The organism is Hymenobacter bucti, from assembly GCF_042681145.1.
GTDB lineage: Bacteria > Bacteroidota > Bacteroidia > Cytophagales > Hymenobacteraceae > Hymenobacter > Hymenobacter bucti.
The window spans coordinates 1,004,251-1,018,831 of the sequence record NZ_JBHUFD010000003.1; the positions used below are offsets into that span (position 1 = coordinate 1,004,251).

Annotated in this window: 14 protein-coding genes; 10 read left to right on the forward strand and 4 right to left on the reverse strand. The window is 60.6% G+C overall.

What is annotated here, in order from left to right; genetic code table 11:
- Positions 1-86: 86 nt before the first annotated feature.
- Positions 87-980: a DUF3822 family protein gene (locus tag ACFSDX_RS11890; protein WP_382313659.1), complete on the forward strand. Its 894-nt coding sequence runs from the start codon at positions 87-89 to the stop codon at positions 978-980.
- 156 nt (positions 981-1,136) lie between these two features.
- On the forward strand, positions 1,137-1,607 hold the full coding sequence (gene coaD, locus ACFSDX_RS11895; RefSeq protein ID WP_382313660.1) for a pantetheine-phosphate adenylyltransferase: 471 nt from the start codon (positions 1,137-1,139) through the stop codon (positions 1,605-1,607).
- 101 nt (positions 1,608-1,708) lie between these two features.
- On the opposite strand, the gene ACFSDX_RS11900 is transcribed toward coaD, so the two are convergent.
- Positions 1,709-2,209: a DUF4199 domain-containing protein gene (locus ACFSDX_RS11900; protein ID WP_382313661.1), complete on the reverse strand. Its 501-nt coding sequence runs from the start codon at positions 2,207-2,209 to the stop codon at positions 1,709-1,711.
- A gap of 281 nt (positions 2,210-2,490) precedes the next feature.
- On the opposite strand from ACFSDX_RS11900, the gene ACFSDX_RS11905 reads away from it, so the two are divergent.
- Both ACFSDX_RS11905 and ACFSDX_RS11910 read left to right on the forward strand, forming a co-directional pair.
- The gene (locus tag ACFSDX_RS11905) at positions 2,491-4,122 is read left to right on the forward strand and encodes an ABC-F family ATP-binding cassette domain-containing protein (RefSeq protein WP_382313662.1); all 1,632 of its coding nucleotides are present in this window, start codon (positions 2,491-2,493) and stop codon (positions 4,120-4,122) included.
- A 126-nt stretch (positions 4,123-4,248) separates the two neighbouring features.
- A complete protein-coding gene (locus tag ACFSDX_RS11910; protein WP_382313663.1) occupies positions 4,249-5,073 on the forward strand; it encodes an outer membrane protein in 825 nt (274 codons plus the stop codon).
- 90 nt (positions 5,074-5,163) lie between these two features.
- On the opposite strand, the gene ACFSDX_RS11915 is transcribed toward ACFSDX_RS11910, so the two are convergent.
- Positions 5,164-5,334 carry a lmo0937 family membrane protein gene (locus ACFSDX_RS11915; RefSeq protein ID WP_144843642.1) on the reverse strand — a complete coding sequence of 57 codons (171 nt, stop codon included), beginning with the start codon at positions 5,332-5,334 and terminating at the stop codon, positions 5,164-5,166.
- 198 nt (positions 5,335-5,532) lie between these two features.
- On the opposite strand from ACFSDX_RS11915, the gene ACFSDX_RS11920 reads away from it, so the two are divergent.
- Together ACFSDX_RS11920 and msrA are read left to right on the forward strand one after the other, a co-directional pair.
- Entirely contained in the window at positions 5,533-6,411 is an 879-nt protein-coding gene (locus ACFSDX_RS11920; RefSeq protein WP_382313665.1) for a 3-hydroxyacyl-CoA dehydrogenase family protein, read from the forward strand.
- A gap of 194 nt (positions 6,412-6,605) precedes the next feature.
- The gene (gene msrA / locus ACFSDX_RS11925) at positions 6,606-7,145 is read left to right on the forward strand and encodes a peptide-methionine (S)-S-oxide reductase MsrA (RefSeq protein WP_382313667.1); all 540 of its coding nucleotides are present in this window, start codon (positions 6,606-6,608) and stop codon (positions 7,143-7,145) included.
- A 117-nt stretch (positions 7,146-7,262) separates the two neighbouring features.
- Here the strand turns inward: msrA and ACFSDX_RS11930 are convergent, their stop codons facing one another.
- Both ACFSDX_RS11930 and ACFSDX_RS11935 read right to left on the reverse strand, forming a co-directional pair.
- Positions 7,263-8,123, reverse strand: coding sequence for a 2,3,4,5-tetrahydropyridine-2,6-dicarboxylate N-succinyltransferase (locus tag ACFSDX_RS11930; protein WP_382313668.1), 861 nt, complete (start codon positions 8,121-8,123; stop codon positions 7,263-7,265).
- A gap of 172 nt (positions 8,124-8,295) precedes the next feature.
- Positions 8,296-9,510, reverse strand: a complete 1,215-nt coding sequence (locus ACFSDX_RS11935; RefSeq protein WP_382313669.1) for an alpha/beta fold hydrolase — start codon at positions 9,508-9,510, stop codon at positions 8,296-8,298.
- Between the two features lie 302 nt (positions 9,511-9,812).
- Here ACFSDX_RS11935 and ACFSDX_RS11940 point away from each other — a divergent pair, with 302 nt between their 5' ends.
- The 4 genes from ACFSDX_RS11940 (at position 9,813) to mnmE (ending at position 14,549) form a co-directional block, all read left to right on the forward strand.
- On the forward strand, positions 9,813-11,075 hold the full coding sequence (locus ACFSDX_RS11940) for a glycosyltransferase family protein (protein ID WP_382313670.1): 1,263 nt from the start codon (positions 9,813-9,815) through the stop codon (positions 11,073-11,075).
- Positions 11,076-11,194: 119 nt separating this feature from the next.
- Positions 11,195-12,196 (forward strand): 3-oxoacyl-ACP synthase III family protein, encoded by a 1,002-nt coding sequence (locus ACFSDX_RS11945; protein ID WP_382313802.1) that lies wholly within the window; start codon positions 11,195-11,197, stop codon positions 12,194-12,196.
- Positions 12,197-12,298: 102 nt separating this feature from the next.
- Positions 12,299-12,955, forward strand: a complete 657-nt coding sequence (locus ACFSDX_RS11950) for a metal-dependent transcriptional regulator (RefSeq protein WP_382313671.1) — start codon at positions 12,299-12,301, stop codon at positions 12,953-12,955.
- Positions 12,956-13,130: 175 nt separating this feature from the next.
- Positions 13,131-14,549: a tRNA uridine-5-carboxymethylaminomethyl(34) synthesis GTPase MnmE gene (gene mnmE / locus ACFSDX_RS11955; RefSeq protein ID WP_382313672.1), complete on the forward strand. Its 1,419-nt coding sequence runs from the start codon at positions 13,131-13,133 to the stop codon at positions 14,547-14,549.
- Positions 14,550-14,581: the final 32 nt, after the last annotated feature.

The window sequence follows — 14,581 nt, forward strand, 5'->3', positions numbered from 1 at the left end:
GGGTTTAGTCTCCCCTCGCCGCTCACGGCGCCGGGCGGTATGCTACTTTTATCCCCGGCGGCCGCCAGCGGCCGCCGCCCTTGCCCGTGTCCGCTACCGCTATTCTTCCTCCTTCTTCGGCCCTGCTGCCCGCCCCCGTCGTGCAGCTGCACGACGAAACCTTCGACCCGGCCCACCTAGGTGCCTACCACCTCGATATTCTGCTCACGGAGGGCCACTGCCGCCTGGCGGTGCGCGAGGCGGCCCGCCAAAAAGTAGTGGTGTTGGAAGACTGGACGCTTGCGGCACCGGCCGATTTGCCCGCCCTGGCGGCCGGCCACGAGCTGCTGGGCCGCCCGGGCTGGGCCGCGGTGCGGCTCGCGGTGGGCGGCGGGGCATTCACGCTGCTGCCGGCGCCCTTGTTTCGGGCCGGCGACGAGGCCGCTTATTTGCAGTTGCACCACCCACTGAGCGCCACCGAGCAAGCCTGGGCCTACGCGCTGCCGCCGGGGTCGCCCGCGCACGAGCTGGTGAGCCTTTTTGCGGTTGAGGCGGCCGTGGCCGAATGGCTGCATGCCACCCACGGCCCCGGCGCCCGCCTACTGCACCACACCAGCGCGCTGGTGGCCGGCCTGCTGCACCAGCGGGGCCCAGCGGCCCCCACCCGGCAGCTGTACCTGCACCTGGCCGGCCCCGAGCTGACGCTGGTAGTGCTGGGCGCGCAGCTAGAGTTTTGCAACGTCTTCGCCATCAGCACGCCCGAAGACGCGGTGTACTACACCATCCTGGTGATGCAGGAACTGGGCCTGAATCCCGACCAGGATGCCGTGGCCGTGTGGGGCGACCTCACCAGCGAGTCGGCCATCTTTACGCTGCTGCGCACCTACGTGCGGCACCTGCGCTTCGGCAGCCGCCCCTTTGGCCTCCAGTACAGCTACCGCCTCAATGAGCTGGCCGAGTGCCGCCACTTCGAGCTGTTTAGCCTCGCCTTTTGCGCCTAGGAGGGTTTCATTTAACATTGGTCATTTAATAGTTAACAGCTCGTAGAGATTGCTATAAATGTGCTTACCAGTTTGCTGCCAAGCTCTACGAGCTGCTAGAAGCTTTCTGTTGAATAAAAAACGACGAGTTGTTAAGTGTTAAATGACCAGTGTTCAATGAAAAAAATCGCGCTCTTTCCTGGTTCTTTCGACCCTTTCACCAACGGCCACCTCGACGTGGTGCGCCGGGGCGCCGAGCTGTTCGATGAGATTATCATCGCCATCGGCAACAACAGCAGCAAGCAGCGCTACCTACCGGTGGAGTGGATGGAGGCCCAGATAACTGAGCTGTTCGAGGACGAGCCGCGCGTGTCGGTGCGCAGCTACCGCGGCCTCACGGCCGATTTTGCCCGCAACACCGGGGCGCGCTACCTGCTGCGGGGCCTGCGCAACACCACCGATTTTGAGTACGAAAACACCATCGCCCAGGCCAACCGCCACGTCAACCCGGCCCTGGAAACCGTGTTTCTTATCACCTCGCCCCTGCTGGCGGCCATCAGCAGCACCATCATCCGCGAGATTCACCGCTTTGGGGGTGACGTAAGCCAATTTGTGCCGTTTGCGTTGCCCCTGCCCAAGGAATATTGAGTGCAGAGTTAAGCGTGATGCGTTAAAAGATAAAGCCCTGACCTCTCAGCAGAAGTCAGGGCTTTATCTTTTAACGCATCACGCTTAACTCAATCTCGCTCCTAGCTCTCCTCCATCATGTGCAAGGGGTCGGGAGTCGATACTTTGAAGTACTGCATGGCCACGAGCGACGTGATAACGCCCGTCATGGCGCCCATCAGCACGATGGCCAGCAGGGCAATTACGACCGATAAGTCAAAGCCAAACAAGCTTTCTACCTGCGTGAGGTCCATCGACTTGGGTATCAGCACCGTGAGAACTACGAAAAACAGGCCCAGGATAATAGACGCTACCAGCGCCGAAATGATGCCCGTGCCGTAGCCGCCGAGGTAGGGCATGTGGTCGCCCCGCACCTTGCGGAAATTGCGGATGGCCAGTACCGCCCCGAGGATTAGAATGAGCACGTCGAGCGCACCGGCCTCGATGCGGGAGAAAAAGCCCAGCAGCGCGGCTACTAGCGTGTAGGCGCACAAAACGATTCCCGTGATGAGGCCGTAGCGAAAGCCGTTTTGCTCGGGGGAGAGTACGGGGGTGGTAGAAGTGGAGGTGGGGCGGGCAGCCATAAAAAGACGAACTTGTGAGATGAAAAAGCAACCGGGCCAGCTAGTGCAGCAGCTTAGGGGCTATACTCCTTTTTGCGGCCCTACGTTGTGCCTAGGTTGCCTGATAAGGCGGTACCCAGCGCATTAGACCGACCTACGAGCGGCGCCAACCAGCCCGGCCGCCGGGCACAAATTGGCGAGCTGGGTTGTTAAGTAGCCTCGGGGCCGGGCCACGCGTGTGCGGCAAACCCGGCAGCCGCTGTATTTTTGCGGGGCTATTTGTAGTTTTTATTCTGGCTTAGATGATTTCGACCTCCAACGTGAGCTTGCGCTACGGCAAGCGGGTATTGTTTGAAGACGTGACGGTGAAGTTTTTGCCGGGCAACGTGTACGGCCTCATTGGGGCCAACGGCGCGGGCAAATCCACCTTCCTCAAGATTCTCTCGGGCGAGATTGAGCCCAACACCGGCTCGGTAGAGCTGCCCGCCGGCCAGCGCCTGGCGGTGCTCAAACAGAACCAGTTTGCCTACGACGACCAGCAGGTGCTGGCCACCGTCATTCAGGGCCACCAGCAGTTGGCGGCCGTGATGCGCGAGAAGGACGCCCTCTACGCCAAGTACGACCTGGGCACCGCCACCGACGCCGACGGCGAGCGCCTAGGTGTCCTGGAAGGCGAATTTGCCGACATGAGCGGCTGGGATGCTGAGTACCAGGCGGCTGAATTGCTGAGCGGCCTCGGCATCACGGAGGACAAGCACTATTCGCTGATGTCGGACCTAGGGGCCTCCGAAAAAGTGCGCGTGCTGCTGGCCCAAGCGCTGTTTGGCAACCCCGACGTGCTGCTGCTCGACGAACCGACCAACAACCTCGACGCCGAGAGCGTGCTCTGGCTTGAAAACTTCCTCGACAATTTCGAGAACACCGTTATCGTTGTAAGCCACGACCGGCACTTCCTGGATGCCGTGTGTAACTACATGGCTGACCTCGACTTCTCGAAAATCACGATGTACCCCGGCAACTACGGCTTCTGGTACGAGAGTAGCCAACTGGCCCTGCGCCAGCGCCAGGACGTGAACAAAAAGACCGAGGACAAGCGCAAAGAACTCGAAGAGTTTGTGCGCCGCTTCTCGGCCAACGCCTCGAAATCGAAGCAGGCCACTAGTCGCCAAAAGCTGCTGCAAAAGCTGACGCTGGAAGAAATCAAGCCTTCGTCGCGCCGCTACCCCTACATCGCCTTCAAGCCCGAGCGCGAAGCCGGCAACCAGTTGCTGAGCATCGAGGGCGTGACCAAGCTGGTGGACGGCCACCCAGTGCTGAAAAACGTGAGCTTTACGCTCGACAAGGGCGATAAAATCGCCATCGTGGGCCGCGACGACCGGGCGGCTTCGCTGCTGTTCGACATTCTGTTCGGCGAGGCCAAGCCCGACAAAGGCACCTACGACTGGGGCACCACCATCACGCCGAGCTACTTTCCGAAGGAAAACAGCTCGTACTTCCAGGCCGACAACATGAACCTGGTGGACTGGCTGCGCCAGTACTCGGTGGAGAAAGACGAGAGCTTTGTGCGCGGCTGGCTGGGCCGCATGCTGTTCTCGGGCGAGGAAAGCCAGAAGAAGCCTAACGTGCTGAGCGGCGGCGAGAAAGTGCGCTGCATGCTGAGCAAGATGATGCTCGAAAGCGGCAACGTGCTAGTGCTGGACGACCCCACGAACCATTTGGATTTGGAAAGCATTCAGGCCCTGAACAACGGCCTCAAGGACTTCACCGGCTCGCTCATTTTCGCCTCCCACGACTTGCAGTTTATCGAAACGGTGGCCAACCGCATCATCGAGCTCACGCCCGATGGCATCATCGACCGCCGCATGAACTACGAAGAATACTTGTCGGACGAAACCCTGAAAGCACAGCGCCAGAAGATGTATCAGCTGGCCTAAGAAATTAAAAATTATGAATTAAAAATTAGAAATTGCTTCCTAGGGCTACTTGGGAAGCAATTTTTAGTCAATCAGTTCTTAATCAGTAATTTTTAATTCATAATTTCTAATTTTTAATTACCCCCAATGAAGCGTTTGCTTTTTCCGTCGCTGCTCGTAGCAGTGGCGCTGTTGGCTCCCGGCCGGCTGCTGGCCCAGGATAAACCGGTGCTGAATACGGCGCCCGTAGTGGTGCCCGCCCCCGTGCAGGTGCCGCCCCCCGCCGTTCCTGTACCTGTACCTGTGCCCGTAACGCCGACTACGCCGGCCGAAACGCCCGCTACCACGACGCCTACCCCCGCGCCCACTACGCCGGCCAACGCTGACTTGCCCGCGCCCGACACCTACAGCCCGTCGGGCCTGGAGCTACCCGAGCGCGAGCAGAAGCGCAAGGCCTTGCAGCAGCACGCTGAGCAGTACACCAAGATGTTTGTGTACTCGGGTATCGGGCTGGGCTACAGCTCGTACTACGGCCTGAGCAACTTCAACTTTAGCATCTCGCCGGCCGTGGGCTACCGCGTGAGCGACCGGTTTTCTATCGGGCCGGGCATCAGCTACGCCTACAACTACTACGGCGCCGACAATGGCCGGGGCGGCAGCACCAGCTTTAATACCAGCAGCTTTGGGGTGAAAGGCTTTGCCCAGTTCATGGTGTACAACCAGTTCTTCGTGCACGCCGAATACGAGGTAACTCGCGCCGAGCTGCTGGCCGTTGACAACAACGGCTACCTAACCGGCGGCAAAGTGACCCGCTCGATTCAGACGCCGCTGCTGGGCGCTGGCTACCGCTCGCAGATTAGCAACCGCGCCGCCGCCGACATTGTGCTGCTCTATAATTTTCAGGATGACTACAACAGTATTTATCCTAACCCCGTCATTCGGTTTAATTTCTTGTTCAACATCGGGCGCTAGCCCCTGGTTGAGTTGACCTACAAAAAAGCCCTTGCTACGATACGTAGCAAGGGCTTTTTTTATAGGGTGTGCGCTGGGCGAAACGCCTGCTTACACCGGGCGGCGGCCACTGATGACGCGCAGCAGAATAGCAACGATAGCGATAACCAGGAGAATGTGAATCAGGCTGTTGCCCTGAATACCAGTTCCAAGAATACCAAAGAAGCCGAGGGCCCACACGATGATGAGAATGACGGCGATGAGATACAGGAGGTTACCCATGAGTGAAAGGAGCGTGTTAAGATTGGAAGAGTAGCGAAAGGCTTTCCGGGCCTTCCGGGGTGTTGTACGAAGCCGTAAAAAAAAGGATAATGTGGCGCTTATTTTTTTACCTATCCAGCGGCCTACCCTAGCCGTGGCAAGGCTAGCGAGTAGTTTTGCGAAATCTTTTTCACTCGTTTCCAGCTCGCTTTCCCACCCATGCAAATTGCCGTTATCGGTTCGGGTACTATGGGCAATGGCATTGCCCACGTGTTTGCCCAGCACGGCTTTGCCGTCTCGCTCATCGACATCAACCAGCCGGCCCTCGACCGGGGCCTGTCCACTATCACCAAGAATCTCGACCGCCAGGTAGCGAAGGCTACGCTGAGCGAAGAAGACAAAACGGCTACCCTAGGTCGGCTGCGCACCTTCACGAGCATCGAGGCCGGCGTGGCCGGCGCCGAGCTGGTGGTGGAGGCTGCCACCGAAAACGTGGACCTCAAGCTCCAGATTTTTCGCGACCTCGACCAATACGCGCCCGCCGGGGCCATCCTGGCTAGCAATACCTCGTCGATTTCGATTACCAAGATTGCGGCCGTTACCAAGCGCCCGGCGCAGGTTATCGGCATGCACTTTATGAACCCCGTGCCGGTGATGAAGCTGGTGGAGGTTATTCGGGGCTACGCCACCTCCAACGAGGTGACGGCGCGCGTGATGGACTTGTCGCGCCAGCTCGGCAAAACGCCCACTGAGGTCAACGACTACCCCGGCTTCGTGGCCAACCGCATCCTGATGCCCATGATTAACGAGGCCATTATCACGCTCTTCGAGGGCGTGGCTGGCGTGGAAGAGATTGACACGGTGATGAAGCTCGGCATGGCCCACCCCATGGGCCCGCTCCAACTGGCCGATTTCATCGGCCTCGACGTGTGCCTGGCCATCCTGCGGGTGCTGCACGAAGGCCTGGGCAACCCCAAATATGCGCCCTGCCCGCTGCTGGTAAACATGGTAATGGCCGGCCGCCTAGGTGTCAAATCAGGCGAAGGCTTTTACCAGTACACGGCTGGCTCGAAAGAACCGCAGATTAAACGAATTTAACGGATTACGCGGATACGCTTGCTACGCAAGCTGACTATGCGCTGTAGAGCGCTGTAGCTGGCACCAACTAGCAATGAGGGCGAACGCTGAGCCATTCTTTTTCGTTAGTAAACCAGTGCGGTAGCGGCATCAGTCCGCAGTCAGCTTGCGCAGCAAGCGTATCCGTGCAATCAGTTAAATCAGTTAAATCTGCGATGGAACATGCAACTTTTGGGGCCGGCTGCTTTTGGTGCGTCGAAGCCGTTTTTCAGAATTTAAAAGGGGTAGAGAAAGTGGTATCGGGCTACGCCGGCGGCCGCATCAAAAACCCTACGTACCGCGAGGTATGCAGCGGCATGACCGGCCACGCCGAGGTGATTGACATCACCTTCGACCCGGCCATCATCAGCTACGAGGAGCTGCTCGAAATTTTCTTTAAGACCCACGACCCCACGACCCTCAACCGCCAGGGCGCCGACACCGGCACGCAGTACCGCTCGGTTATCTACTACAATACCGAGGAGCAGCACCAGCTGGCCGAGCAGTGGAAGAAAACCCTGAACGACAAGCAGGCTTTTCCGAACCCCATTGTGACCGAAATCACGGCCGCGCCCGAGTTTTACGTGGCCGAGGACTACCATCAGAACTACTTCAACATGCACGGCCACGAGCCTTATTGCCAATTTGTGGCCAAGCCGAAGGTGGATAAGGTGAAGGCGCTGTTTGGCGAGAAGTTGCGGTCAGTAGCCGCTTAAAATCGTAAATTCAAACAAATTTTTCAGAGTAAACAACAAAAAAGGCTGCTCAGTAGAGCAGCCTTTTTTGTTTAATATATGTAGCCCGCCCGCCGTGGGCGGACTTGAATCCGCTATCTAGACGGATACGCCAAAATCACGCAACGCGTCATTAAGCGACGTTTTCAAGTCGGTGCTGGGCTTGCGCTGGCCGATGATGAGGGCGCAGGGCACCTGGTACTCGCCGGCCGGGAAGCTCTTGGGAATGGTGCCCGGAATGACGACCGAGCGCGGCGGCACGTAGCCGCGGTATTCCTTGGGCTCGGGGCCAGTTACGTCGATGATTTTGGTGCTGCCCGTGATGGTAACACCCGCGCCGATAACGGCTTCCTTGCCAATGCGGCAGCCTTCAACCAAGATGCAGCGCGAGCCGATGAAGGCACCGTCTTCGATGATAACCGGGGCCGCCTGCACGGGCTCGAGCACGCCGCCTAGGCCCACGCCGCCGCTCAGGTGCACGCCTTTGCCCACTTGGGCGCAGCTGCCCACGGTGGCCCAGGTATCGACCATGGTGCCTTCGCCCACGTAGGCACCAATGTTGGTGTAGCTCGGCATCAGGATGACGCCGGGGGCCAAGTAGGCGCCGTAGCGGGCCACGGCGGGCGGCACCACGCGCACTTTCTGGCTGGCGTAGTCGGTTTTGAGGGCCATCTTGTCGTGGAACTCGAAGGGGCCGACTTCCTGGGTTTCCATCTTGCGGATGGGGAAGTACAGAATCACGGCCTTCTTCACCCACTCATTGATAGTCCACTCGCCGCCTTCTTCGGTGGGCGGCTCGGCTACGCGCAATTTGCCCTTGTCGAGGTCTTCAATGACGTGCTCGATAGCAGTTTGGGTTTCGGGCTGGTCGAGCAAGGTGCGGTCGTCCCACGCGGCTTCGATGGCCTCTTGGGCGGCAAAGCGGTCGAGTACGGGGCTGTGGTGGCTGGTAGTATCCATGAAAAAAGAGAAGTAAAACTGGGCGCAAAAATAGCCCCGCGCTTACTTCTCTTTTTCAGAAAGAATGGGCATCGCCGCCACCTAGGTGGCACAAGTAACATAATAGCGGCGCTAATAGGCTACCAATCAGCACAACGCACCAAAACCGGGCAACAGGACATAGGCCGGCCGCTTACTTATCCAGCGATTGCAGCCAGGGTAACGCGTCGGCCATCATGGGTATGATGCTCGTTGCGTGCATGCCGTTCGGGATGGAAATAAGCGTGACGTTGGTAGCGCCCGCAGCCTGGAAACGGGCCGCCGTGGTGGCCGAGGTTTGGTAGAATACGCTCTCGTCGGCGGTGCCGTGGTAGAGGCGCGTGGGGCTGCGCGGCACCCAGCCGCCGAAGCTATTATCGGCCAGCTGCTGCTTGAGCACGGCCTCGCCGCTGGCGGTACCTAGGGCTGTGTAGAAAGCGGGCGTGAACAAGGCCACCGGGCTGGTCGTGAGCTGGGCGTCGATGGTCGCGCGGTCCTTGGTGCCGTCGAGCAGCGCCGGAATCCGAGCCGCGTAGGGCGCCTGAAAGAAGTCGGACAGTGGCCGGTTCCAGCCGTAGGTCGTGTTGTAGCCGTTCAGCAAAAGCGCTAGAAAAGAGGGCGTGGCGTAGGTGGGCGTGGTGGCAATGCCGCTGAGCATGCCCGCCAGGTCGTAGCCGCCTGCACCTTCGGCAGCGGCCGTGAGCGTGAGCTGGTGGGCGGGGTTGGTTTCGATTTCCTGCTGCGCGGCCATCGTCACGTAGCCGCCTTCGGAGTAGCCCAGCAGAAACAGGTTTTTATTGGTAGCAATGCTTTGCTGCTGCAAAAAATACTTCGCGGCCTTGAGCATATCCACCACCGTGCTGGCCGAGGTGGCCTTGTCGTAGTAGGGCTGCACCACATTGCTCGACGCGCCCAGGCCGATAAAATCGGGAATGACCGTGACGAAGCCGGCGCTGGCAAACAGCTCGAAGCCGGTGAAAGCACTGGGAAAGTTGGACGGGGCGTCGCTTTGCTTGAACATAGTGCCGTGCTGCGCGCTGAGCAAGGCGGGCGGCGTAGGCGTATTGAGCGGCACGCCCAGCAGCCCCGATACCTGGATGAGCTGGCCCTTATAGGTGGTCTTGTACAGGAACTTGTAGTAGGTGGCGTCGTACTTGAGCTGCGGCGCGAACGCCCCGAAGCCCACCAACGCGGCCTGGCTTTGCAGCAGCAATCGGGGCACAGTACCGATGGACTGCGCCGATACGAAGAGGTCCTGGCCGGTGGGTTGCGTAGGCTGCGGGTCTTCGGTGGTGCGGCGGCAGCCTAGGCTGCTCACCAATAAGGTGGCCAGCAGCAGCAGGCGAACGGGGCGAAATAGTGTTTTCATAAGCAGGAATGAGTGAGGGCCGCTGCACGGGCGGGCAAAGGCGCCCGCGTCGCGTAGTCAGCCAGAATGCCCAGCAATATAGCGGCAAGCGAGGCAATACACTGTTCATTAAAGTATTAACCCGAACCTTAACTTCTGTGCACGACCTGCTTACTAGCCTTAGGCGCTGCACAGCTAGCAGCCGGGCCTTGCTCACCTAACCTGTTTATATACAAATTTCTAGCTACATACCTGGCAAAACCGGGGGCACCCCGTGCCCCCAGGCGCCCCTGCTTTAAGGAAATGCGCAGCATCTTTGGAAGATGTCACCGCCCCGCCCACCGGCTCCAACCTACGGGGCTACACCTAGGATAGTCGCCACCGACGATACGCTGCGCCCCGTGGTACTGGCCTCGGTACTGAAGCCGGTGGACGATACCCGGATGCGAGGCAAATTTGCCGAGACCATTCTGCAACGGCCCGACTTGCGCGTGCACGTGACTGGCCGCGGCACGGGCGACGACCTGCACCCGGACCTGGTAAAGCCGCGCGTCATCCATAATGCTATTTTCTGGAGCTCGCGGCTGAGCCTAGGGCGGCTAGCGGCCCAGTGGCGCTACTGGCGCCTGCTGCGGATGCTGCGCCCAGCCCCGGCGCTAGTGGTGGTGCATGCGCCCGAGCTGCTGCCCCTCACGCTGCTGTGGCAGCACCTAGGGCGCGGCCGGCAGTTTGTCTATGACATTCGCGAGAACTACGCCCTCAACATCCGCAGCCAGGGCGTGTACCCGGCCGTGGTGCGCCAAGTACTGGCTGCCACCTTGCGCCGGGTAGAGGACGTGGCCGCCCGCCGCGCCGCCGCCGTGGTGCTGGCCGAGGCCAGCTACGCCGACGAGCTGCCCTTTCTTACCGACCTGCCCGCCGGCCGGGTGCTGCTGCTCGAAAATAAATACCAGCCCCAGCCCGGCGAGATACTGCCCCACGCCGCCCGCCCGCTTCCCATAGGTACTGAGCCGCTGCGGCTGCTGTTCTCGGGCACCATCGCGGAGCTGACGGGCGTGCGCGAGGCCATTACGCTGGCCCGGCACCTAGGGGCTGCCTGGCCGGGCGGGGTGCGGCTCACCGTCATCGGCTTTTGCCAGCAGCCAGCGCTGCTGGCAGAGTTGCAGCACCTGGCCGCGGCCGAAGCCAACTGGCTCACGCTCATTGGCGGCGCGGCGCTGGTGCCCCACGCGCAGGTGGTGGCCGAAATGGGGCGCAGCCACCTAGGGCTGCTACCCTACCGGCCGCACCCCAGCACCGAGCGCTGCCGCCCCACCAAACTGTTTGAGTATCTGGCCCACGGCCTGCCAATGCTAGTGCCGCCCAATCCGCTCTGGACGGAGCTGGTGCAGGCGCACGGGGCGGGGCTGGTGGTCGATTTTGCGCAGCCCGCCGCGGCGGCAGCGCAGGTGGCCGCGGCCTTGCCAACGGCTGCTTTTTACCCCAAAGGCCCGCCCACCGACGAGGTGCTGTGGGCGGGCGAAGGCAAAAAATTACGGCATTTGCTGGAAAGCCTGCTGCCACCCGCCACCTTTGCACCCGCCTAGCGTAGCCTAGATGAGGTAATTTTGAGTTGCTTCACTGTTTCCTCATTCGGCGCAGGCTGGCCACTACCCTCCCCTCCCACCCCCTTTTTCGTTCATACTCAATGGCTTCTCCTACCACCTTGCGCCGCGCCGAAATTGCGGGCGTGGGCCACTACGTGCCCGACCGCGTAGTCAAAAACGCGGACCTCGAAGAAATGATGGCCACCTCCGACGCCTGGATTCAGGAGCGCACCGGCATTCAGGAGCGCCGCTGGTTTGAGGAAGGCAAGGACACGACCGCTGGCATGGGCGCCGAGGCGTCGCGCCGCGCGCTGGCCGCCGCTGGCCTGCAGCCCAACGACGTGCAGCTCATCGTGTTTGCTACGCTCTCGCCCGACTATTTTTTCCCCGGCTCGGGCGTGCTCATGCAGCGCGAATTGGGCATGACCAACAACTGCCCCGCCCTCGACGTGCGCAACCAGTGCTCGGGCTTCATCTACGCGCTGTCGGTGGCCGACCAGTTCATCCGCACTGGCATGTACGATAACGTGCTGGTGGTGGGCTCCGAAATCCATTCCTCGGGCCTCGACAAGTCGACCCGCGGCCGGGCCGTATCGGTTATTTTTGGCGACGGCGCGGGCGCGGTCTTGCTGCGGCCATCTAGCCAGGAGGGCCACGGCATTCTCAGCACGCACCTGCACGCGCAGGGCGAGTTTGCCGAAGAGCTGATTGTGAAGGAGCCCGGCTCAAACCGGGAAGACCGCGCCGGCTACGTGGCGGATAATCCGCTGGAATTGTACCCCTACATGAACGGCCAGAACGTGTTCAAGCACGCCGTGGTGCGCTTTCCGCAGGTCATTAAGGAGGCGCTCGACCAGAACGGCCACCAGCCCCAGGACATCGACCTGCTCATTCCGCACCAAGCCAACCTGCGCATTACGCAGTACGTCCAGCAGAAAATGGGCCTCGGCGATGACAAAGTGTTCAGCAACATTCAGAAGTACGGCAACACCACAGCCGCCAGCATCCCCATTGCTCTGAGCGAGGCCATGCAGGAAGGCCGCATCAAGCGCGGCGACCTCGTGTGCCTAGCTGCCTTTGGCTCGGGCTTCACCTGGGCCTCGGCGCTGATTAAATGGTAGGTAGTAATGAGCAATTAACAATAAGTAATGAGCAGCTTTTCCTGATTGTTATTTCTCGGTGTTACCTGCTCATTGCTCATTGTTAATTGCTAATTGAAAGCAATGCCCAGCCACACCGAAGAGAATTATCTAAAAACCATCTATAAGCTGGCCGAGGCCGAGCCGGGGCAAGACGTGAGCACCAACCGCATTGCGGCGGCGCTGACCACCCGGGCGGCCTCGGTGACGGACATGCTGCGCCGCCTGGCCGAAAAGGAGCTGCTGCGCTACGAGAAGTACCGCGGCGTGCAGCTCACGCCCGAGGGCCGGCGGCTGGCGCTGCTCACGGTGCGCAAGCACCGGCTATGGGAGGTGTTCTTGGTGCAGCAACTGGGCTTCAACTGGGACGAGGTGCACGAGGTGGCCGAAGAGCTCGAGCACGTGCAGTCGCCGCTGCTAATGCGGCGGCTCGATGAGTTTCTGAATTACCCTACCCTCGACCCGCACGGCGACCCCATTCCGGCCGAGGACGGGGCCATGCGCCGCCCCACGCAGCGCCTGCTCGCCGACCTAGCCGTGGGCGAGCGCGGCACGCTGGCGGCCGTCAAAGACACCTCGGCGCCCTTCCTCCAGTACCTCGATAAGGTAGGCCTGCCCTTAGGTGCCCACCTTAAAGTACTGGATAAAGTAGAGTTTGATAACTCGCTAGAGCTGCGCGTTAACCGTGAGCGCACCATTCTTATCTCGGCCGAAGTCGGGCGCAATTTGTTTATCACCTAGCAGCTTGTCAGAACCACGGATTCGTCGGATTTTTCGGATTACACGAATTCTGTGAACGCCTGAATAATACGTCCCTAGGTTCAGCAGTTGCCTTGTGCTTCATTCACATTCATACGGAAGATGCTGACTTTCTGAAAAGCGGGCGGCTGCAAAATCCGAAAAATCCGACGAATCCGTGGTCCCGACCTTATCCGATACTATCGTTGCCCTTTCCACGCCGCCCGGCATTGGGGCGCTGGCCGTGGTACGCCTCTCGGGGCCCGACGCGGTAGCCATTACCCAGGCGCTGTTTTCGAAGAAAAACCTAGCCGCCCAGCCCGGCCACACCCTGCACTACGGCACCCTGCGCGACCCCGCCAGCGGCCAAATCCTGGATGAAGTAGTGGCGGCCCTCTACCGCGCCCCGCGCTCCTACACCCGCGAGGACGTGGTAGAGATTTCGGGCCACGGCTCCGATTTTATCGTGCGCCAGGTGCTCGGCGCCCTGCTGCGCCAGGGCGCGCGCCTGGCCGAAGCCGGCGAGTTCACTAAACGCGCTTTTCTCAACGGAGCACTCGACCTGGCCCAGGCTGAGGCCGTGGCCGACCTCATCGCGGCCGACTCCGCTTTATCGCACCAGGTGGCACTGAACCAGCTGCGCGGCGGTTTTTCGGATGAGCTGCGCGGCCTGCGGGCCCAGCTCATCACCTTTGCCGCGCTGCTGGAGCTGGAGCTGGATTTTGGCGAAGAGGACGTGGAGTTTGCCGACCGCACCGGCCTCATGCGCCTGCTCACCGAAGTGCAGGGCGTCGTTAATGGCTTGCTGCGCTCGTTCGAGCTGGGCAACGTGATTAAGAACGGCATTACCACCGTCATTGCCGGGCGGCCTAATGCGGGTAAGTCTACGCTGCTCAATGCGTTGCTGCGCGAGGAGCGGGCCATTGTGTCGGCTATTCCGGGCACCACCCGCGACTTTATCGAGGATGAGGTGAGTATTGATGGCTTGCGCTTTCGCTTCGTGGATACGGCCGGCCTGCGCGATAACCCCGCCGACGAGGTCGAGGCCATTGGCGTGCAGCGCACGCGTCAGCGCATCGGTCAGGCGGCCTTGCTGCTGTACCTCTTCGACTTAACTAACATGACGCCCGCCGAAGTGCGGGCCGACCTAGGCGAGTTTACCGCCGCGCACCCCAAACTGCCGGTGCTGCTAGTAGGTAATAAACAAGACGCTGCCACGCCCGCTCAGCTAACGGCCTTTACGCAGCTCGCAAGTGCTCTAAATTCCGATTCTCAGCTTTCTACACTCTTTATATCCGCTGGGCAGCGCCTAGGTTTGGAGGAGCTACAAGACGCCCTGCTGACCCAGGTGCGCGGCGCGGGCCTGGCCACCACCGGCGCAGCTACCATCGTCACCAACGTGCGCCACGCTCGCGCCTTGGAGGCCGCCGCCGAGCACCTAGGGGCCGTGCAGCAGGGCCTGGCCACTGGCCGCGGCACCGAGCTGCTGGCCGCCGACCTGCGCCATGCCCTCGGCGCGCTGGGCGAAATCACGGGCGACATCTCGTCGGACGACCTGCTGACGAGCATCTTCACCCAGTTCTGCATCGGTAAATAAATCGCAGATTTAACTGATTTAACGGATTGCGC

Bases quoted from the DNA above. Each gene is read 5' to 3' on its own strand.
- coaD (WP_382313660.1), top strand. From the start codon at position 1,137: ATGAAAAAAATCGCGCTCTTTCCTGGTTCTTTCGACCCTTTCACCAAC.
- ACFSDX_RS11900 (WP_382313661.1), bottom strand. From the start codon at position 2,209: ATGGCTGCCCGCCCCACCTCCACTTCTACCACCCCCGTACTCTCCCCC.
- ACFSDX_RS11905 (WP_382313662.1), top strand. From the start codon at position 2,491: ATGATTTCGACCTCCAACGTGAGCTTGCGCTACGGCAAGCGGGTATTG.
- ACFSDX_RS11910 (WP_382313663.1), top strand. From the start codon at position 4,249: ATGAAGCGTTTGCTTTTTCCGTCGCTGCTCGTAGCAGTGGCGCTGTTG.
- ACFSDX_RS11915 (WP_144843642.1), bottom strand. From the start codon at position 5,334: ATGGGTAACCTCCTGTATCTCATCGCCGTCATTCTCATCATCGTGTGG.
- ACFSDX_RS11920 (WP_382313665.1), top strand. From the start codon at position 5,533: ATGCAAATTGCCGTTATCGGTTCGGGTACTATGGGCAATGGCATTGCC.
- msrA (WP_382313667.1), top strand. From the start codon at position 6,606: ATGGAACATGCAACTTTTGGGGCCGGCTGCTTTTGGTGCGTCGAAGCC.
- ACFSDX_RS11930 (WP_382313668.1), bottom strand. From the start codon at position 8,123: ATGGATACTACCAGCCACCACAGCCCCGTACTCGACCGCTTTGCCGCC.
- ACFSDX_RS11935 (WP_382313669.1), bottom strand. From the start codon at position 9,510: ATGAAAACACTATTTCGCCCCGTTCGCCTGCTGCTGCTGGCCACCTTA.
- ACFSDX_RS11940 (WP_382313670.1), top strand. From the start codon at position 9,813: ATGTCACCGCCCCGCCCACCGGCTCCAACCTACGGGGCTACACCTAGG.
- ACFSDX_RS11950 (WP_382313671.1), top strand. From the start codon at position 12,299: ATGCCCAGCCACACCGAAGAGAATTATCTAAAAACCATCTATAAGCTG.